At 47.3% G+C, this 18,502-nt stretch carries 23 protein-coding genes; 5 read left to right on the top strand and 18 right to left on the bottom strand.

All coding sequences use genetic code 11. From position 1 onward, the window contains the following. Nucleotides 1-96: 96 nt before the first annotated feature. From KKC1_RS06825 to KKC1_RS06800, 6 genes are all read right to left on the bottom strand, one after another. Nucleotides 97-645 carry a 2-oxoacid:ferredoxin oxidoreductase subunit gamma family protein gene (locus KKC1_RS06825; RefSeq protein ID WP_088553733.1) on the bottom strand — a complete coding sequence of 183 codons (549 nt, stop codon included), beginning with the start codon at nucleotides 643-645 and terminating at the stop codon, nucleotides 97-99. Further along, entirely contained in the window at nucleotides 642-1,388 is a 747-nt protein-coding gene (locus KKC1_RS06820) for a thiamine pyrophosphate-dependent enzyme (RefSeq protein ID WP_088553732.1), read from the bottom strand. Before KKC1_RS06820 ends, KKC1_RS06825 begins: the two co-directional genes overlap by 4 nt. Beyond that, nucleotides 1,345-2,448: a 3-methyl-2-oxobutanoate dehydrogenase subunit VorB gene (locus KKC1_RS06815; protein WP_088553731.1), complete on the bottom strand. Its 1,104-nt coding sequence runs from the start codon at nucleotides 2,446-2,448 to the stop codon at nucleotides 1,345-1,347. Before KKC1_RS06815 ends, KKC1_RS06820 begins: the two co-directional genes overlap by 44 nt. A 1-nt stretch (nucleotide 2,449) precedes the next feature. After that, the gene (locus tag KKC1_RS06810; protein WP_238134226.1) at nucleotides 2,450-2,668 is read right to left on the bottom strand and encodes a 4Fe-4S binding protein; all 219 of its coding nucleotides are present in this window, start codon (nucleotides 2,666-2,668) and stop codon (nucleotides 2,450-2,452) included. Further along, on the bottom strand, nucleotides 2,661-3,734 hold the full coding sequence (locus tag KKC1_RS06805) for a Glu/Leu/Phe/Val dehydrogenase dimerization domain-containing protein (RefSeq protein ID WP_088553729.1): 1,074 nt from the start codon (nucleotides 3,732-3,734) through the stop codon (nucleotides 2,661-2,663). Before KKC1_RS06805 ends, KKC1_RS06810 begins: the two co-directional genes overlap by 8 nt. Nucleotides 3,735-3,930: 196 nt before the next feature. Then, a complete protein-coding gene (locus KKC1_RS06800) occupies nucleotides 3,931-5,667 on the bottom strand; it encodes a sigma-54 interaction domain-containing protein (RefSeq protein ID WP_088553728.1) in 1,737 nt (578 codons plus the stop codon). A 434-nt stretch (nucleotides 5,668-6,101) separates the two neighbouring features. Between KKC1_RS06800 and KKC1_RS06795 the strand changes: the two genes are divergently transcribed. The 3 genes from KKC1_RS06795 (at nucleotide 6,102) to KKC1_RS06785 (ending at nucleotide 8,581) form a co-directional block, all read left to right on the top strand. Next, on the top strand, nucleotides 6,102-7,388 hold the full coding sequence (locus KKC1_RS06795) for a glycosyltransferase (RefSeq protein WP_192868120.1): 1,287 nt from the start codon (nucleotides 6,102-6,104) through the stop codon (nucleotides 7,386-7,388). Then, a complete protein-coding gene (locus KKC1_RS06790; RefSeq protein ID WP_088553726.1) occupies nucleotides 7,346-8,083 on the top strand; it encodes an HAD-IIB family hydrolase in 738 nt (245 codons plus the stop codon). Before KKC1_RS06795 ends, KKC1_RS06790 begins: the two co-directional genes overlap by 43 nt. A gap of 102 nt (nucleotides 8,084-8,185) precedes the next feature. After that, nucleotides 8,186-8,581: a GntR family transcriptional regulator gene (locus KKC1_RS06785; RefSeq protein ID WP_192868119.1), complete on the top strand. Its 396-nt coding sequence runs from the start codon at nucleotides 8,186-8,188 to the stop codon at nucleotides 8,579-8,581. Nucleotides 8,582-8,791: 210 nt separating this feature from the next. On the opposite strand, the gene KKC1_RS06780 is transcribed toward KKC1_RS06785, so the two are convergent. From KKC1_RS06780 to KKC1_RS06760, 5 genes are all read right to left on the bottom strand, one after another. Next, on the bottom strand, nucleotides 8,792-10,261 hold the full coding sequence (locus tag KKC1_RS06780; protein ID WP_088553724.1) for a recombinase family protein: 1,470 nt from the start codon (nucleotides 10,259-10,261) through the stop codon (nucleotides 8,792-8,794). Next, on the bottom strand, nucleotides 10,258-10,452 hold the full coding sequence (locus KKC1_RS06775; protein WP_088553723.1) for a hypothetical protein: 195 nt from the start codon (nucleotides 10,450-10,452) through the stop codon (nucleotides 10,258-10,260). Before KKC1_RS06775 ends, KKC1_RS06780 begins: the two co-directional genes overlap by 4 nt. Nucleotides 10,453-10,608: 156 nt before the next feature. After that, nucleotides 10,609-11,103: a permease gene (locus KKC1_RS06770; protein WP_088553722.1), complete on the bottom strand. Its 495-nt coding sequence runs from the start codon at nucleotides 11,101-11,103 to the stop codon at nucleotides 10,609-10,611. Beyond that, on the bottom strand, nucleotides 11,103-11,654 hold the full coding sequence (locus KKC1_RS06765) for a permease (RefSeq protein WP_088553721.1): 552 nt from the start codon (nucleotides 11,652-11,654) through the stop codon (nucleotides 11,103-11,105). The genes KKC1_RS06770 and KKC1_RS06765 overlap by 1 nt, the downstream gene beginning before the upstream one ends. Beyond that, nucleotides 11,654-12,136: a MarR family winged helix-turn-helix transcriptional regulator gene (locus tag KKC1_RS06760; protein ID WP_088553720.1), complete on the bottom strand. Its 483-nt coding sequence runs from the start codon at nucleotides 12,134-12,136 to the stop codon at nucleotides 11,654-11,656. Before KKC1_RS06760 ends, KKC1_RS06765 begins: the two co-directional genes overlap by 1 nt. 187 nt (nucleotides 12,137-12,323) lie before the next feature. On the opposite strand from KKC1_RS06760, the gene dmpI reads away from it, so the two are divergent. Further along, nucleotides 12,324-12,512 carry a 4-oxalocrotonate tautomerase DmpI gene (gene dmpI, locus KKC1_RS06755; RefSeq protein WP_088553719.1) on the top strand — a complete coding sequence of 63 codons (189 nt, stop codon included), beginning with the start codon at nucleotides 12,324-12,326 and terminating at the stop codon, nucleotides 12,510-12,512. Nucleotides 12,513-12,634: 122 nt separating this feature from the next. On the opposite strand, the gene sigK is transcribed toward dmpI, so the two are convergent. Further along, a complete protein-coding gene (gene sigK, locus KKC1_RS06750; RefSeq protein ID WP_088553718.1) occupies nucleotides 12,635-13,300 on the bottom strand; it encodes an RNA polymerase sporulation sigma factor SigK in 666 nt (221 codons plus the stop codon). Nucleotides 13,301-13,589: 289 nt separating this feature from the next. Between sigK and KKC1_RS06745 the strand changes: the two genes are divergently transcribed. Continuing rightward, complete coding sequence (locus KKC1_RS06745) at nucleotides 13,590-14,729, top strand: RNA-guided endonuclease InsQ/TnpB family protein (RefSeq protein ID WP_088553717.1); 1,140 nt, start codon at nucleotides 13,590-13,592, stop codon at nucleotides 14,727-14,729. On the opposite strand, the gene KKC1_RS06740 is transcribed toward KKC1_RS06745, so the two are convergent. The 6 genes from KKC1_RS06740 to KKC1_RS17425 all read right to left on the bottom strand — a co-directional run. Further along, entirely contained in the window at nucleotides 14,719-15,240 is a 522-nt protein-coding gene (locus KKC1_RS06740; protein WP_202819976.1) for a spore coat protein, read from the bottom strand. The two genes, KKC1_RS06745 and KKC1_RS06740, sit on opposite strands and share 11 nt — an antisense overlap. A gap of 322 nt (nucleotides 15,241-15,562) precedes the next feature. After that, nucleotides 15,563-17,059 (bottom strand): sodium:solute symporter family protein, encoded by a 1,497-nt coding sequence (locus KKC1_RS06735; protein ID WP_088553716.1) that lies wholly within the window; start codon nucleotides 17,057-17,059, stop codon nucleotides 15,563-15,565. 3 nt (nucleotides 17,060-17,062) lie between these two features. Beyond that, complete coding sequence (locus KKC1_RS06730; protein ID WP_088553715.1) at nucleotides 17,063-17,320, bottom strand: hypothetical protein; 258 nt, start codon at nucleotides 17,318-17,320, stop codon at nucleotides 17,063-17,065. Between the two features lie 115 nt (nucleotides 17,321-17,435). Next, the gene (locus KKC1_RS06725; RefSeq protein ID WP_088553714.1) at nucleotides 17,436-17,837 is read right to left on the bottom strand and encodes a VOC family protein; all 402 of its coding nucleotides are present in this window, start codon (nucleotides 17,835-17,837) and stop codon (nucleotides 17,436-17,438) included. Between the two features lie 5 nt (nucleotides 17,838-17,842). After that, entirely contained in the window at nucleotides 17,843-18,355 is a 513-nt protein-coding gene (locus KKC1_RS06720) for a 3-isopropylmalate dehydratase small subunit (RefSeq protein ID WP_088553713.1), read from the bottom strand. 21 nt (nucleotides 18,356-18,376) lie between these two features. After that, nucleotides 18,377-18,502: hypothetical protein (locus KKC1_RS17425; RefSeq protein ID WP_192868118.1), on the bottom strand; the 126-nt coding region annotated here is incomplete at its 5' end.

The raw sequence follows: 18,502 nt of genomic DNA, 5'->3' as shown, positions 1-18,502 counted from the left end.
ACGGATTGTCTTCCCGCTGGTTAGGTGACAGGGTTTCTTTCAACCCATCGGCTCAGCAGACATGCTGGGCGAACAAAAAAGCCCTCCCAGGGAGGGCTAAGCTACCTTGAAGCTGGCAGCGCCTAGTTCTAACGCCTTTTGGTTAAGTGTCAACAAATCGCGGCGGTGTTCAGGCAGCACCTGTTGCAGAGCCTGTAAAACACTGTCTATGGAAACGATTCCGGTAAGCTTGACCAGCGCGCCCAGCATGATCATGTTGGCCACCCGACTGTTTCCCAGCTGTTCAGCCAAAGTATTGGCTGCAATGGGATAAACTTGAAGATCGCGTCGTACAGGGGGTCGGTCTACCATCGAACTGTTCACCAATAACAGTCCTCCCTTGATAATTATCGGCTCAAATTTATCCAGGGACGGCCTGTTAAAAACCATCACCGCGTCCGGCTCTTCTACCAGAGGTGAACTAATCTCCCTCTCAGCGATGGCAACCATACAATGGGCCGTACCACCGCGCATCTCCGGTCCGTAAGAAGGAATCCAGGCTACCTGTTTTCCTTCTATCACGGCCGCGTGAGCCAGTAACTGACCCACAAATAATACGCCCTGGCCGCCAAAGCCCGCTACTATCAAACCAAACTTGCGCATCATGCCACCCCCTCCGTTATCTTGAGTTCACCCAGCGGGAACTGAGGTATCATGTTCTCCTCCAGCCATTTTAATGCTTCCACGGGGCTCAGCCCCCAGTTAGTTGGGCAGGTGGAAAGTACCTCTACCAGCGAAAAACCCAAACCCTTTAGCTGGGTGATAAAGGCCCTTTTAACAGCTTCCTTGGCCCGCTTTACTTGTACGGGGTTGTGCACCGAAACCCGGCTGAGGTAGGCCGCCCCTTGCAGTGTAGCCAGCATTTCGGGAACCCTTACCGGATAACCGCTGTGCATCGCTTCTCGGCCTCGGGGAGAGGTAGTGGTTACCTGCCCCACCAGGGTGGTAGGAGCCATCTGCCCGCCGGTCATACCGTAGCAGGTATTGTTGACAAAAATAACAGTAACCCTTTCTCCCCGGGCAGCGGCATGAATTGCCTCCGCAATACCGATAGAAGCCAAATCCCCGTCTCCCTGATAAGTAAAGACCACACTTTCCGGCAATACCCTTTTTACGCCGGTGGCCACCGCCGGGGCCCGACCATGAGCGGCCTGTATCATATCTACATTGAAGTAATTATAGGCCAGCACAGAACAGCCTACCGAAGCAATGCCTACCGTGCGTTCCCTGATCTCCAACTCATCAATAACCTCTGCTACCAGCCGGTGAATAATACCGTGAGTACATCCGGGGCAATAATGAAACCTACCCGCCGACAAGGCTTTCGGCTTTTGAAAGACTATCTTCATAGTCATACCCCCCAACCCGTTGAATTTCCTTGAGGACGGTTCGGGAATCAGGCAGGATACCTCCCGTGCGGCCGTAAAAATATACCGGAACTTTACCCTCAACCGCCAACTTCACATCCTCTACCATTTGCCCTGCATTCATTTCCACCGTCAGGATTGCCCTGGCCCGCTGCAAGCTCCGCTTCAGGGCATTCTCCGGGAAAGGCCACAAGGTAATGGGCCTCAACAAACCCACCTTGATTCCTCGGGCCCGGGCGGAAACTACTGCTTCTTTAACAATTCTGGCCGCCGTACCGAAAGCCACCGTGATTATTTCGGCGTCCCGCGTCAGGTATTCTTCCGCCCTTTGTTCTTTCTGTACAATCTCCCTGTATTTTTCCTGGAGATGAAGGTTGTGCTGCTCCAGCTCGGCCGGATCAAGATAAAGGGAATTAATAATGTTTTTCTTACGCCCTTTACAACCGGTGGTCGCCCAAGTTTTGGGAATCGGCCTGTTCCCTTTATCGTCTTCTTCGTTAAACTCCACTGCCTCCATCATCTGACCCAAAAGACCATCTCCTAAAATCATGACCGGATTACGGTATAGATCGGCCAGCTCAAAAGCCAGCCGGGTCAGGTCAATAATTTCCTGTACAGAAGCAGGAGCTAATACAATTATCCGGTAATCTCCATGGCCGCCTCCCTTGGTAGCCTGAAAATAGTCAGATTGAGCCGGCTGGATTCCTCCCAGCCCAGGGCCTCCCCGCATTATATTGACGATGACGCATGGCAACTCCGCCGCAGCAAGATAGGAAATCCCTTCCGTTTTCAAGCTGATGCCCGGGCTGGAAGAAGATGTCATTACCCTGGCCCCCGCAGCGGCAGCTCCGTATACCATATTGATGGCTGCTATTTCACTCTCTGCCTGGAGAAATACCCCTCCTGCCTCCGGCAATCTTCTGGCCAGGTATTCGGGTAACTCCGTCTGCGGTGTAATAGGGTACCCGAAAAAATACCGGCATCCGGCAGCAAGAGCCGCCGCCCCAATCGCTTCGTTACCCTTCATCAATCTTCTGGTCACTTCAGCTCACCCTTTCTACCTGAATCACGAGATCGGGACACATTCTGGCGCACAGCGCACAACCGCTACATTTATCCATGTCTGTTACAGTTACCGGGTGATAACCGAGCATATTTATATCTTTATCCAAGATTAAAATTCCTCGAGGGCAGAAAGCAGTACAAAGACCGCACCCTTTGCAATAATCGCGAAACAACGTTAACTTCCCTTTGCTAGCCAACCATATCCCCCCTCTGGCAGACGCCGGGCACATGCTTGGCACGGCCAATTCTTTCCCGCACGATCATGTCTGCCGCCTGGTACGGCGGAATACCTTTCCCCTTGGCCAGAGAAATTACTTCCTTAACCGTGTTATAAATCCTGTTTATCTTGTCTAAAGCCCGCTGCCGGTTATATCCGCCAAGTTCCTCCGCCACGTTAATCAAACCACCGGCATTGATGATGTAATCGGGCACGTATAGTATACCCATATCATGGAGAAAATCTCCGTGCTGATCATCTTCTAAAACATTGTTCGCACAGCCCGCAATGATTTTACAGTTAAACCGGGGTATGGTAGCGTCGTTAACCACCGCCCCCAGGGCACACGGAGCAAAAATATCACATTTAACTCCGTAAATTTCCTCCGGGTTAACGGCTTCTGCTCCAAACTCTTTTACGGCCTTCTTGACTGCCTCGTGGTTAATATCGGTTACCACCAGCCTGGCGCCATCCCGGTACAAGTGCCGACATAAACAACAGCCTACCTTTCCCAGCCCCTGCACGGCAATGGTAAGACCCTCCAGGGACTCCTTACCATACACTTCTTTTACCGCAGCTTTCATTCCTAACCAGACCCCATAGGCGGTAAAAGGAGATGGATCGCCGCTACCACCCGTAACCCCCACCACATACCCGGTTTCTCTTTTGATAATATCCATATCTTCTTTACCCACGCCCACATCCTCCGCGGTAATATAACGCCCGCCCAGGCTGTCCACGAACCGTCCATATGCCCTCAACAGTTTTTCTGTCTTGTCCCGGCGAGGATCACCTATAATGACCGCCTTACCGCCACCTAAATTCATGTCTGCCGCTGCCGCCTTGTAAGTCATGGCCCGGGACAAACGTAATACATCTACCAGTGCTTCCTCTTCCGAAGCATAAGGCCACATCCTGACACCCCCCAGAGCGGGGCCTAGTGTCGTATTGTGAATGGCAATGATAGTCTTAAGTCCCGAAGCCGTATCATACCCGTAAACCACCTGTTCATAGGGTTCTTTTTCAAAGTATTCAAATATTCTCACGGGTAACCCCTCCTTAGTTTTATTACTGCCTGCCAACTTGAAAACGCAAGAATGATGCCATATTCTCCGCCGATGGCAAAATTAAAAAATCCCGAAAAACCAATGTTTTCGGGATCTAGCTTATTACCGCTAACATATCTACTCTGCATATTCCTATAAAAATATGCATATCAATGCATGCAATTTTTTACAGGTTTTATTTGAGACCATGTTTTTCAAGTTTATTATACAAACTCCTGATCGATATGCGCAATAACCGGGCCGCAGCTGTTTTATTACCCCCCGTCTGCCCCAGTGCCCTTTGTATTACCTCTTTTTCCCAACGATCTCGCATCTGACTCAGGCTCTCCCCGCCGAAACCGGCAGGTAGGGAAGTTGCACTGTCTTCACCGGTATACGAAACTAGCGGCCCGCCGAGGGGAGGCAAATGGTAAGCCTCTATCCGGGTTTCTCCTACCTTCATATTAATTATGGCCCGGCTCAATACATTCTCCAATTCGCGCACATTACCCGGCCAGGAATAATCAAGAAAACGTTGCAGTGCTTCCGGTGATATTTCCTGTACGTTGCGACCGTATTCCTGGTTGAATTTACGGAGCAAATAATGGACCAGGTGGGGAATGTCCTGCTTGCGATAGCGTAACGGGGGGATATTGATGGTAATCACGTTTAACCGGTAATATAAGTCTTCCCGAAACTTCCCTTTTTTCACCAGTTCCTCCAGATTCGCATTGGTAGCGGCGATCACCCTTACATCCACGGGAACTGGCTTGGAATCCCCTACCGGTACCACTTCTTTTTCCTGCAGAACCCGCAATAACTTAGATTGAACGCCCAGGCCCATCTCGCCAATTTCATCTAGAAACAGGGTACCTCCGCTGGCTTCTTGAAAATAGCCCCGCCGTCCACCCCGCCGGGCTCCAGTAAAGGCTCCTTCCACATAGCCGAAGAGCTCGCTTTCCAACAGGGTATCCGGAATGGCAGCACAACTGACCCGGATAAACGGCCCGTGAGAACGTTTGCTGGCCTGATGAATAGCATGGGCAAACAACTCTTTCCCCGTACCGCTTTCTCCCCGTAATACGACTGTGGCCGGAGTTTCAGCCGCCTTTTTGGCCTGCTCAATAGCCTCCCGGATTTCTACGCTTACCCCCACAATATCATCAAAGGTATACTTAGCCTCCAGATGCCGGATAAGCCGTCTGGCCCGCTCCAGTTCCTCCGATAACCGCCGAATCTCAGAAATGTCATGGATAACCGCAACGCTGCCCTTCAGTTCGTTGTTAACAATAATCGGAGCTGCATCAACCAGCACCTCCCGCCGTTTGGGGCCCACCTTCATCGGCACGGCCCGCACCGGCTGCCGTGTCTTCAACACACGCATATGCATACTTTCTCCCTCGGCAATGTCAACCGTTGCCGGCTTGCCCAACACATCTTTTTCCGTAAGTCCTGTCAGTTGCGTATAAGCCGGATTTATCATAATCTGCAAACCGCTTTCATCAACTACGGAGATGGCATCTTGAGTAGAGTTGATAATGGCCTCGAGCAGCATTTGGGTTTCCCGTAGCCTGGTAATTCGTTCCGCCAGGGCAACGATTTCGCTTATATCCCGGAAAACGGCTACTACGCCCACCACCGCACCGTTCTCATCTCGAACCGGAACCCGGTTGGTAAGGATCATAGTATCACCAATCCGCTGCTGCTGGTTTAGTTCAGCCTTCCCGGTTTTTAACACTACCGGCAACCGGGTGTTGGGGACCACCTCGGTTACGTCTCTACCCAGAGCTTCTTCCGCCGAAACTCCAATCAGCTTTTCTGCCGCCTGGTTGAAAACAGTAATCTTACCCTCTCGATTTACTGCTATAATTCCTTCGTGAGTGGAATTAAGGATTACCTCTATTTCTTTTTCCCCGATACATATGGTACCCACGTATTGCCCTCCCCGTTAAGCAACAGAATCTCACTACAAGTATTCAGCAAATTGTAATTTTCTCCTCTTTTCCGTTTTACAGCAGAATCAGATTATGTATCTGAGCCGGACGCCCCGCATCCCCTTATTTTCCTCCGGCAAGGAGAAGCAAATAAAAAAGCACTCGATAGAGCGCCAAAACCAGCCATTCCTCCTGTACTACCGTCCTGCTTTTTGATTTAAAGCTTAACCCCGCTAATCACTACCGTCAAAACCTCATTTCACCTTAGCCCTAGCCTTATTTTAGCATACCATACCTCTTCTAACAAGTCAGAATTTTAGTGCAATTTACGACGGTCTGTCCTTGCTTTGCGACAACCCATATTATATAATTAAGTTGTCTGTATATACCTGGTTAATTTGGTATTAATTCAAACCAATTTGGGGGGATGCTGTTGACTGCAAAACGAGCCATCTTCATTTCCGTACACGGTGATCCGTTAGCTCCATTAGGCTCCATCCAAGCTGGCGGGCAAAATGCATATGTAAGGCAACTAGCGATGGCCCTAGAGAAGTTAGACTGGCAGATTGATGTAATTACTCACTGGAGTAATCCGAACGATCCACCGGTACAAAAATTGGGAAGAGGCAGTCGAGTAATTCGCTTCGACGCCGGTAACCGTGGCTTTGAAAGCAAAAATAAGCTTTTTCAAAGATTACCAAAATTTCTGCAACAAGCGACGGAATTCTTTAAAAAGCATAACAACAACTACGAACTCATTCACTCTCATTACTGGTTGTCCGGGTGGGTGGGCAGACATCTCAAGAAACAGCTAGGGGTACCTCAGATACATACCTCTCATTCCCTAGGCCTGGTTAAGAAAAGATCCTTGGGGATCAAAGATGCTAAGGAAATTTCTCTTCGCTTAGAGGAAGAAAAACGGATATTTGATCAGGCTGTTGCTATCATAGCTACCAGCCCGGAAGAAAAGAAACAACTGATCCTCGGCTATCGAGTATCTCCGCAAAAAATCCATATCATTCCTTGCGGTGTGGAAGTTAGCCGCTTTCGTGTACTTGCCCGCAAAGAATTACGGAAGCAACTGCAGGCAGAAGGAAAAAAAATAATATTGTTTGTGGGAAGATTCGTTGCCAGTAAAGGGCTGGAGGTCCTTATCCAATCTCTGTCCTTGCTATTTCAACACTGTCCTGAACTAGCGCCGAAGACTAGGCTTTGGATAATCGGCGGTGATCCGTTAGACGTTCCCTTAAAACAGGCAAGTGCGGAAAAACAGGAACTGGTTCGTCTTATTGAAAGAATGAGGCTGAGAGATAATATCTGTTTCCTGGGGCCAAAATCTCACGAGGAGTTGCCCAATTATTACAACGCAGCGGACGTCTGTGTAGTTCCCTCCTATTATGAATCCTTCGGGCTAGTTGCTGTTGAAGCCATGGCTTGCGGTTGCCCTGTTATTGCTTCCCGCGTAGGCGGGTTACGCTATACAGTAAGAGAGGGGAAAACTGGTCTTCTGGTTCCACCCCGGTCACCCGAAGCCTTGGCAAAAGCGGTTGCTCGGATACTGTTAGATGATATTTTACGGAAACGGATGGCACGCCAGGCCGCAACCTATGTTTCCGGGAAGTTTAACTGGAATGCTGTAGCAAAAAGGGTGAATAACTTATACCAGGAGGTAATAGAATGCAACCAGCCACGAGAAAAACAAGAACACCTTTCTTCTTAGCAACGGACCTGGATAATACTTTAGTTGGCGATGAAAAATCGTTACTCAAGCTGAACGAACTGTTAAAGCGCAAAAAAGTCCAGCTAATATACTTAACCGGTCGCTACTGGGAATCTGCCCGTAAAGTAATGTCCGCCTATAACTTACTTCCTCCCGCCGCGGTAGTTACCGACGTGGGCGTCGAAATCCGTTTTGCCCCTGACTTTGAACCTGACCCGGTGTGGAAATCATTGATGAAACAAAACTGGGAACCGGAAAAAATAAAAATCTTATTACGCAATTACAGATTTTTAGAATTAAAACAACTACCTCATCAAGAACGCCTTGCTTATCGCCTAATTGAAAACAGACATAATATTGAACACCGCCTGAGTAGCACTTTGAAAAAACACGGCTTACAAGCTCGGGTGATTGTCAGCTCAGGAGTTGATGTAGATATTTTACCACCTTTGGCAGGCAAAGGTAATGCTTTGAAATACGTGCAACACAAATTAGGAATTCCCAACCAGCGGATATTGGTATGTGGTGACAGCGGCAACGATTTAGATATGCTCCTACTGGGTTTACCCGGTGTAGTCGTATCTAACGCGCAACCGGAAGTACTTGAGCACTGTTTACCCCATACGGTATACCGAGCCAGCAAACCATATGCGCAGGGAATCATGGAGGCTCTAGAAAAGGTTAACCTTTATTAAACATAATAATTAAGATATAATTGGGATATAGGAAAAGACATTGTCGAGATCTACCAGTTATGGCCGTCTGAAAATGGAATTACTTACGGAAAGGAGATACGTGTGAATTCACCCCAAAAAGGCCTGGAACTACCCCGCTATGAAACCATTGCTTGGGATATTGCCCGCCGAATTGTGCAGGAGGAATACCGGGAAGGAGTTAAGCTGTTGGGTCGTTCCTTACTTGCCGCTCAGTACAAAGTTTCTCCCGAGACCATTCGCAAGGCCACAGCTCTCCTACAGTTGCATGACGTGGTCCAGGTTATTCCGGGTACAGGTATCGTTGTTAAATCCCGCACCGCAGCCGAACAATTCTTGACGATAGCAGGCAATCGACAAGAATTCTATGAATTGCGAGACAGAATTAATTTTCTGCTTGAGGAACGGCGCAAAATAGAAAAAGAGTTAGAGAAATGCTGGCAAAAATTACTCCGGTATCTGGACCCATATCACTCGTAACATCAATAATTATTAAATTATTCTTTGTCAGGATGCTCAAAGAAGCCTCCTCTTTTATTATTAGGCCCAAGACTGAATACCTGTATAATTTTAAAGGTTATTTCGCAAAACCATCTAGGTCGGATAAGTAAAAAACACAAGAGAAGGTTTTAAAGAAACCAGAAAGAAATTTAAATTAATCGGAATATTCGGGGAGAGGACGGGGGATTGTTATGGTGCCAGCACCCAGTGAAAATGCCCTCGGATTTCTACTAGGTCAGGATAAATAACCAGGCGTTTAACCAGCAAACGCACAATTTGCTGCTTTTTGCCAAAAGAGAGCTTATCTACCGAGGCGACCAACCGCTGAACGTAGTGATGTAGTTCTCGCTGCTCCCCGAGTGCAAGCTCCCTTTCCGCAATTTCCCGTTTGAGGCGGGCAATTTCCTTCCGCCAGTACTGCTCTGTTTCAGTGTATTCGGCAATATATTTTCGATACTCAACTTCATTGATATATCCGTTGAAATAGGCTTTGTTGGCCCTTTCTACAGCCGCTTTAGTATTCTTTAAGGCTTTTTCCGCCTTCCTCAGTTCACGGCGGGGAAGTTCTACAATTGCTTCTTTTTTCTTGCGGAGGTACGTGATGTAGATTTTCGGGTTTCTCAGCCGGGAACTTATTTCCTGCCATATTATGTCATCCAGTACCGTTGTTCGTATAGCCTTCAACCGACAGGGCGTGAATTCCGCTTGATTACCGAATTTTCGCGGATACCTTCCCGGGCAGGTATAATAACTCCATGACTTTTCACCTTTAGTGCGGTTAACCACCGTCAGGGAACGGCCACATAAGCCACAGTAAATAAGTCGCTGTACCAGATATTCATTTCTAGTTCTCTTCGGATTGAAACGGCGGTTTTCTTCTATACGTTTCTGAGCCTTCTCCCAAGTTTCCCGGGAAATAATCGGTGGTACCCTGACCGGCTTCCAGTCGGGCTGCTCATCTTTGCGTTTCATTATGCCGGTATACGTTTCATTTTTTAACATGCGCAGAATAGAGCTGTAAAACCAACCCTTTCCGGTTGGACCAGGGATTCCTTCGGCGGCAAGTTTTTTGGCGATAGCGTAACTGGATAACGGGTCCTGCTCCCGAGTATACCATTCAAAAATCTTCTTTACTACCTCTGCTTCTTCAGGAACTATCTCCAGTTCGTCAGATTCCTTATTAAATTTATAACCGTAAGGTTTGGCGTAACCTCCGATTTTACCAGCCGCGGCTTTTTTGCGTTTGCCTCGGGTAGTTCTCTCTTTAATTAAGGCATGCTCAAACTGAGCAATGGCTCCTCTAAGCTGTAGGAACAATATTCCCTGCGGAGTATTCTGCCAGTCAAAATTTACGAACTGCAGCGTAATACCGGCCTTATCAATTTCCTTGGTAACTATCAGCAGATCATTCAAGTTGCGACTGAAACGGTCTGGGTCATATACAACTATTAAGTCTACATTTCTCGCCCTTACATGTTCCCGGAGTTTGTTCATGGCCGGCCTTTCCAGCTCGATTCCAGTGTAGGTATCTTCCAGGTAAATGATTTCCGTAGCACCGAGCTCCCGCGCCTTTTTTCCACAGGCTTCCCGCTGGGTTGCCAAACTGAAGCCTTCAGCCTGTCCCGCAGTGCTTACACGGGTATAAACTAGGGCTCTCATAGGATACTCTCTTCTCCTCTAACCTTGTCTTTACGGACATTCTCAGCTATTTTATGACCGCCAGAAGCATATTCCATAATAATATGAACGACGGCTGCCAGGGCTTGTTCTGCCTCCTGGGGTGTTGAAATAGAAACAAATTTGACCGCAAGGAAGCCTGCCTCTCTTGATTTTTTTTCGCTGTTTGCCACAGGCTGACCCCCAATGAGCAAAAGTCTTTATAGATACATATGCCCCTGCGGGGCTTAACAAGAATTTGTCCCTTGTCGTAGCCCATAGCAAACAACCCTGCAAAAATCAAAATAAAAGAGGCCTTAGGCCTCTACCAATCCATTTCAGCAGATATGTTAAAATCCTCTGGCAAATAATGTTTGAGCCAAAAAGCCTGCTAAAAACGGGAAAACCAACGCCAGCGTATAGCGCACTGCAGTAAAGCGAGGTCCTACAAAAGCCACCTCAAAAGGAATAATAGTGAGCCCCATCATAGCCCAACTTGTTATAAAGGCAACCGCCGTACCCAGGGAAGCCCCGGCCTTGAAAACCGAAGCAATTATGGGGAAAGCTACATAAGGGCCTCCAGGTATCAAGGCTCCCGCAACGCTGCCAATCAGAACCCCTTTCCATCCGGCTTCCTCACCAAGCCAGCTACGAATTAATTCCGGTGGAATAGCCACCTGCAGAAGCCCTGCTGCCGTGAAAGCTAAGAGAAGGAGAGGTAAAAGTCCTTTAAACATGTTCCAACCCATACGCAGACCTTTGATATGGGAACCATCCCCCCGGCGGTAACCGATCAAGAAAAGCGACAGGGCAATCAAGCCTATGACTAAGACGGCAACGCCCATCAGTTACCCGCCTCCTTTTGTTTCATCTGTTCTTTAATCCAATGTCTAATTTTGACTGTAGCTCCGGCAAAAAACATATTAGCCAGAACACCCATTAAGATAGGGAAGAGGAAAGTGACGATATAACGCACTGCGGTAATTTTAATTCCGACAAGAGCTATTTCCATCGGCAACCGGCTCAATGTCCATAGATTTTTGGCTACGATAAAGGTTATCACAGAGCCGATATCTGCTCCCGAAACCAAAAAAGTAGCTGCTAAAGGGTAATAAACATAAGGCCCTCCGGGGATCAAGGCACCGGCTATACCTCCTACCAGAAGACCTTTCCACCCGGCTTCCTTTCCCATCCACCGGCCAACAACTTCTTTGGAAAGTAAAGCTTGAATAAGTCCTGCGGTGGCAAAAGCCACCACCAGCAAAAAAGAAACTGATAAAAGAGTTTGCCCGCCAAGGATTATTCCCTGTCCTACGGCAACTAAACCGCCTCTTAAGTAAGCTAGTCCTGCTAAAACCACCACCGCAACAGCCATGCCAATAGTAGTTCCGTTCATTAAACTCCTCCTTCGCCGAACTTAGTTTTCGGAGAAAGCTCTACCTTTTGTCTAATCAAAACTTCTACCCGCTTCAAACCTTCCAATAGCTGCCGGCATTCATTATCGGATAAATCAGCCAGTAGACGGTAAGCGTCTTTAGTTAAATGGTTTTGAAGTACGACCTTTTGTTCTTGGTACCTAGGACCAAGGCGTATGGTTACTACTCTTCGGTCAACCTGACTCCTTTCCCGGCACACCCAACCTTTTTCTTCCAGGCGGTCAATCACCCCGGTTAGAGTACTAGCCGGAATCCCTAACTTTCTTGCCAAATCAGTTATCCTGTAATTAGCCTCCTGTTTCAAATAAAAAAGTACCATCAGGTCTGTACCCGTAAGCTCCATTTCGGTAAGAGAACAACAGAGCTCCTGATACAGCAGACGCTGAAGTCGAAAGATTAACTTTACCAGTTCCGCTCGTATAGTCTGTCGAGAACAAGACAACGTTCCTACCCCTTTCTTACTAGGTACAAAAATATTTCGAATTCGAATTATTTATGATACCAATATACCGACATTGGAAACACTTGTCAAGTATAATCCGGGACTAAAACTGGGGCTGGTATATTATCACAAAAAGGAATAATATAAAGTTATACGGTACATAAAACTAGAACCGGAGGTGAAATTGATGCCCCTCATCATTTTCGAAGGCCCCGAACTAACTAAAGAGCAGAAGGAGAAAATAGCTAAAGAGTTTACTGACACCGCCAGCAAAATTACCGGTATTCCCGCCGAGGCTTTTACGGTATTACTAAAGGAGAACTCTCCAGAAAATGTCGGAATAGGGGGACAACTTCTGGTCAATAAGAAAAAATAACTACAGGCGTGGAATTCTAAAAAGGCCTTGGATCAATCACCAAGGCCTTTTCTATCAGCGGATGGTAGATTAAAGAGAAGTTTAAAGTAAGCAATAAGGTAGAACGAGATCATATTAGTGCTTTATATTTCCCTTTTCTCGATGCGGGAGACATATGAACGGGAGATACCAAGCTTTTTCGCAATTTCTCGCTGAGTTCGGCGGAGCCCGTTAAATAACCCGTAACGAAGCTGTAACACGCGCTTCTCGCGGTTGCCCAACTTTTCTATATACTCCCTGACTCTTCTGTTCTCAAATTTATTTTCTACGATGTCCGCCACTACATCTTCCTCCGTCCCCAGGACATCCATAAGAGTTATCTCGTTGCCTTCTTTATCTACACCAATGGAATCGTACAGAGAGATTTCCCCTCGTAATTTCTTGGTTGATCTCAGGTGCATTAATATCTCGTTCTCGATGCAACGAGCGGCGTAGGTGGCCAGCTTGGTGCCTTTGTCCAGATCAAAAGTGTTAATGGCTTTAATCAAACCGATAGTGCCAATGGAAATTAGATCTTCTGTATCTTCTCCCGTCCCTTCAAATTTCTTGGTAATATGAGCCACTAAACGAAGGTTATGTTCAATCAAAATGTTCCGGGCTTCCTCGTCCCCAGCTTCCCAAAGACCCAAATAATAGGCTTCCTCTTCTTCCGACAAAGGATGGGGAAAGGCATGATTGCTGATGTAGGAAATAAACAGTGGAATTCCCTTTACCAGCCACAAAAGTAGGGCCCAGGAATGCTCTAACATAAAATTCCCCCTCTAAAGGCGCTTCATTTAAAAGTATATGGTTTATAAAAAAAGTTGGTGTTTGTCCAACACGGTCAAAAAAACATAAAAGCCAAATTAAACTCAGTTATGGGACTTAGGCTTCTTATTTCTCTAAACCTAAGACAAATACTAAAAAAAAAAACGGGGAATTAATCTTTCCCCGTCCTATTGCCACGTTCACCTTCTTTCCGCGCCGGAGGCCCCGGCTTTTAAGCCTGGGGATGAAGGCGCAGTTGATACATCCTTTAATGTGATGTAAAATAAAGTCATGAAACTTGTAAAAACAGTCAAATGCAAGCTCCAAGTTAATATTGAACAAGCCGCTGTCCTTCTGGAAACTCTGCAGCGGTTTGCCGACGCTTGCAACGACATCCTTTGCGTCTCTCAGGAAAACCACACTACCAACAAAGTCAAACTCCAGCACCTCTGCTACCGCAACATCAAGGAAAAGTACGGTCTCCAGGCCAATCTCGTAATTCGTGCCATTGCCCGGGTAGCCGAAGCCACCAAGAAGAAACGGAAGCAATCGAAGCCCCGGAAGTTTAAACCCACCAGCATGAGTCTCGACCAGCGCACCTTTTCCTTCAACGAGAAGCGTTGGGAGGTTTCCATTTCAACAGTAGCCGGGAGGCTCAAGCTCCCGCTCGCCATTGGTAATTTCCAGCGGGGGCTTCTCGCGGGACAGAAGCCCACTTCGGCAACCCTCTGCTACAACAGGCGCACGAAAGAGTTCTACATCAACATCGTGGTCAACCGTGAAGTTCCTTTTCCTCCGAAAGGTGGTAACGTCATTGGTGTTGACCGCGGTATCTATAACCTTGCTACCACCTCCAATGGCTTGAAGTTCTCTGGACGGCAGGCTATACACGTCCGCAGGCATTATGCTCGGTTGCGGCAAGTGCTCCAGACCAAGGGCACGGACGGAGCCCAAAAGCTCCTGAAACGGCTGTCGGGGAAGGAACACCGCTGGATGACCGACCTCAACCATAAAATCAGCAAGGCAATCGTCAATTCCTGCAAGCCTGGAGACGTCATCGTAATGGAAGACCTGCGTTATATCAGAGAGCGAATCCGTGCAATTAAAGGACAACGTCTCTTTCAGCACTCCTGGGCTTTTGGGCAGCTCGGTAGGTTCATCGAGTACAAAGCCGCCGAACGCGGTATTGCCGTAGTCTATGTTGACCCTCGCCATACCAGCCAGCGCTGTCCAAAATGTAGCAATACAGCTCGGGACAATAGACACGGACATCTTTTCCGCTGTACTTCCTGTGGTTTTGTCGGTCATGCGGATATAGTAGCCGCAACCAATATCCGTCAGGTCTATTTTGAGGCGCTGGCGGATGGGTCTCCGTCAGTAGGCCCTGAAGCAGGTTCGACCTGCAAGCCCCTAGCTTTAGCTATGGGGTAACTGACTTCATACCTTTTTGGTTCAAGTAATTAACTATCCCCTGACCATGCTGTTGCTCTTCCTGCTGAATATGCTGCAATGCTTGGCGAACCTGGGGATTGACCGCATCGAAAATGGACGTATCATAGGAACCGGAAACAAATCTCTCCGTCATAAGCATATCGTTACAGAGGGTAACGTCCGTTTCTTTCGCTATCGCTCCTTGCATGGCATAGGACTGATTGGGTGCCGACTGATAGTGCATGCCTATCGGTTGCTGTCCCACTGCGGTTTGGAACTGGATCCCCGTTTTCTGCTGCCCCTGCCCAGTCAGGTTAGGTTGCTGTCCCTGGAGCAACTGGTTTATGGTATCATAGTGCCGCTGTTCCTGGAAAGCATATTGCTGAAACAAGTTTTTCAGTTGTGGGTCCTGAGCCTGGTTGGCATAATTATTGTACTTTTGGATGCATACTTCTTCGTGCTTCTTAAGTTCCTGCAGCAAGCTCCTTTCTTTACCGGTCAATTGCAACAATTAAACCACCTCCCAGCTTTATAATTTGCAAAACATTCTAATCTTATGTAACCGGATGTGCGAAAGCGGAAGCCGCCGCGTAAGAAGTCTATCCCCTTGCCAGTTTTGCCCGGCGAGCAAGAGTAAAAATCTTTGCTCGTGTCTCCTTTCTAATCGAATAAAACCTCAACACAAGTAATGGTTGCAGAGAGCAAGCCAGCCACACGTACCGGACAAATTATAAAAGCTCTGCCGGAGCAGAGCTTTTATATCTTAAAGGGCGCCACTTCTTGCGCAAGCCTTAATTTTGGTAAGAACCACAACCTAGAACTGTTTGGTAAGCTTACCTGTCCAGGGCAATCACCTTTTCGACTTCTTGCTGTAATTCTTTAGAAGCAGATACCAAGAAACTACCTACCACGCAAATTGCTAAGTTAAGCAACAAACCCCACACACCGCTGTAAAAGCCAAGGAATGTCTTGTTGCCGCTAAGGGTCATCATTCCTGCTACCAGGGCACCGGCAATCATACCGACCACTACAGGACCTTTAGTCAATCGCTTCCAATATAGCCCTAGGATAAATGCTGGAGCCACCTGGATTAACACCTCAAATTTCAGTACAAAGATTTGGTACAAGGTTCCGGGAGGATTCCACGCAATTAATAAAAGGATAAAAAGCACAATGATTCCTGCTACCTTTCCTACCATCAGCTTTTGCTTTTCCGGAGCATCAGGATTGATAAACCGCCCGTAGATGTCTTTAGAAACAATAGAAGAAAAACTGAGTAGCACCGAGTCGGCAGTAGAAACAATCGCAGCCACAACACCGCCGAACAATAATATCATCATCCAGTAGAAAAATGGCGATTGGGCAGCTACAACATTAGCCATCATTCCTACCAGTTTTTCAGAAGTCATTTTATCCAGGCCCGGGAAAGCTTTGATACCGATCAAACCAACCAGATAAACAAGACCTGTGGTAACAAAAGGCATCCAGGCCATTCTGCTTAAGGACCGCTTGAGAGTACGTTCGCTCCCGGCAGCGTAAATTCGCTGGATGGCATGGGGATAAACTGCTGCGCCAATGGCCACTAGTATCAGCAAGCTAATCCACTTTGTGGAGGTTTCTAGACTCGGGACTCCCACCTTCTTGGGCACTTCTGCAATCATGTACTGGGTAGCAGCCGGTAAACCTCCCCATACTTTGATACTACCGATGAGCAAGGCCAAAATTCCAACTAGCAATGCAATTCCCTGCATAACGTCTGTGTAGGCAACAGCCCTCATTCCACCTAGCCAACTGTAGATCAACATGATAACAATAAAGAAGATCACACCAATTTGATAGGGAATCGTACCCGCTGTAAGGCCGGAAACGCCGTGACCAATGGCCACCAGTTGCTCCAAGAGATAGTTGCCCAGCCCGTAAAGCATCAATAGCGTCCCCACTAGGGTAACCGCCGGTGATTTAAAGCGGGCCTCCAGCCAGTCGGATGGGGTCAAAAACTTGTGCCGCTTAGCCAGAATGTAGAGTCGCGGCGCAAATAGCAAATAGCCGCCTATAATAGCCGTCATATAAGTAACCGACTGAAACCAAGCGAAACCCAATCGGTAAGCTTTAGGCGCGTACCCAATAATAGTATTCCCGCTGTACTGGGTGGCATAAAGGGTAAAGAATAAAGCCAACAAACCCAAAGTGCGCCCGCCCAAATAATAATTATCCATACTTTCATGTATGTCTTTCTGCCGCAGAGAAACCGTTATGCCGATACCCAACATCAACGCCCCGTAAGCCAGAAGAACAATTATTCCAGTCCAACCCCCAAAAGTTAACTCCATACTTTATTCAACCTCCCTTCTCTCCTCTTCTACTTCGTAGGCTTCCATATCCCAGTAGCGGTTGAGCACAAAAGTAAGGAAAGCTGAAAGAACTATTCCCATTACTACAGCAATAAAGGCCCAATACGGAAATCCCAAAATGATAGGATAGATAGTCCCTTGAGGTAAATACCACGGAACGCTAAACAGCATAATAAGCACCAGAGCAACCCAAATCCACGGATAACGGATAGGCTCTTTTACTTCTTTTCCGCCTGCCACTGAAATACCCTCCTTTTCAAAATTCTTTCAAGCTTTTGGTTAATGTCTATCTTTTATTCTCATCCCAATAGACATCACCTCCCGTATTTTATTAAAATTTTTATTATTCCAAAAATTAAGGCTCCACTATCTGTAAATGAATACCAAAAGTCTGTTTTGGATCCAAAAAGGCCACCCGCCAGTTATTTAACGCCTTCCGAGGTGACTTGTCCAAAAATTCAAATCCTTGCTGGCGCAAGTAGGCAAGTTTTCCTTCTATGTTATCTTCCTCAAAGGCAATGTGGAAAAAACCTTCCCCGTGCTTGTCCAGGTATTCTTTTACAGGACTGTCTTTCCGAACAGGAGTAATTAGCTCGATAATGGTCTCGCCTATGGGAAAAGTAGCCACTTCCACCCCGCGAGAGGGCAGGAGTTGTCTGGAATTTATTTTGATAGCAAACAGTTTTTCAAATAGTTCAATAGCCTTATCGAGATCGTGAAAAACGAAAGCTATATGGTGAATTCGTTTAGCGGTCATAACTATCACCAACTCCCTACTTTCAGCCCTAACTTTTGGGCCAGATAGGCTTCCAGCCCTCCTGCTTCGATAACTGCCATTAAGTGCTCCGGTAGACTGCTGGCCTGATACTCTTTATCTCTACTCAGATTCTTAATCCTACCGGTAATCAGTTCAATTTCTAATTCGTCACCTTCCTGAATCTCGGAAGCTTCAGCCAGTTCCAGCACCGGCAAACCGACATTGATAGCATTGCGATAAAAAATTCGAGCAAAGGAACGGGCAATAACTGCTCCTATTCCGTTATATTTTAATACCAAGGGGGCAGTTTCTCGACTGGATCCTGACCCAAAGTTGTCTCCTGCCACGAGAATATCTCCAGGTTTTACCTTAGAAGTGAACTGGGGATCGATCCCTTCCATAGCGTGCTTGGCCTGTTCTTCGAGAGGCAATTGCATATATTGACCTGGTGAAATAATATCCGTGTTAATATTATCACCGTACCTCCAAACTCTTCCTTTAATAACTTTTCGAACCACGGTTGCCACCCCCCCATCTCGTTAACCCAAATACTTTCTGGGGTCCGTAATCCGCCCTTCAATAGCCGACGCAGCTACAGTAGCCGGTGAACCCAAAAATATCTCTGCTCTGTTGCTACCCATCCGGCCAATAAAGTTCCGGTTGGT

The organism is Calderihabitans maritimus, assembly GCF_002207765.1.
GTDB lineage: Bacteria > Bacillota > KKC1 > Calderihabitantales > Calderihabitantaceae > Calderihabitans > Calderihabitans maritimus.
Note: the sequence above shows the minus strand (reverse complement) of the source record. Positions and strands in the feature narration are given on the sequence as shown.

Excerpts from the sequence above, each read along its gene's own strand:
- KKC1_RS06825 (WP_088553733.1), bottom strand. The coding sequence starts at position 645 with ATGATGCGCAAGTTTGGTTTGATAGTAGCGGGCTTTGGCGGCCAGGGC.
- KKC1_RS06820 (WP_088553732.1), bottom strand. The coding sequence starts at position 1,388 with ATGAAGATAGTCTTTCAAAAGCCGAAAGCCTTGTCGGCGGGTAGGTTT.
- KKC1_RS06790 (WP_088553726.1), top strand. The coding sequence starts at position 7,346 with ATGCAACCAGCCACGAGAAAAACAAGAACACCTTTCTTCTTAGCAACG.
- KKC1_RS06780 (WP_088553724.1), bottom strand. The coding sequence starts at position 10,261 with ATGAGAGCCCTAGTTTATACCCGTGTAAGCACTGCGGGACAGGCTGAA.
- KKC1_RS06770 (WP_088553722.1), bottom strand. The coding sequence starts at position 11,103 with ATGGGCGTTGCCGTCTTAGTCATAGGCTTGATTGCCCTGTCGCTTTTC.
- KKC1_RS06765 (WP_088553721.1), bottom strand. The coding sequence starts at position 11,654 with ATGAACGGAACTACTATTGGCATGGCTGTTGCGGTGGTGGTTTTAGCA.
- dmpI (WP_088553719.1), top strand. The coding sequence starts at position 12,324 with ATGCCCCTCATCATTTTCGAAGGCCCCGAACTAACTAAAGAGCAGAAG.
- sigK (WP_088553718.1), bottom strand. The coding sequence starts at position 13,300 with ATGTTAGAGCATTCCTGGGCCCTACTTTTGTGGCTGGTAAAGGGAATT.
- KKC1_RS06745 (WP_088553717.1), top strand. The coding sequence starts at position 13,590 with ATGAAACTTGTAAAAACAGTCAAATGCAAGCTCCAAGTTAATATTGAA.
- KKC1_RS06735 (WP_088553716.1), bottom strand. The coding sequence starts at position 17,059 with ATGGAGTTAACTTTTGGGGGTTGGACTGGAATAATTGTTCTTCTGGCT.
- KKC1_RS06725 (WP_088553714.1), bottom strand. The coding sequence starts at position 17,837 with ATGACCGCTAAACGAATTCACCATATAGCTTTCGTTTTTCACGATCTC.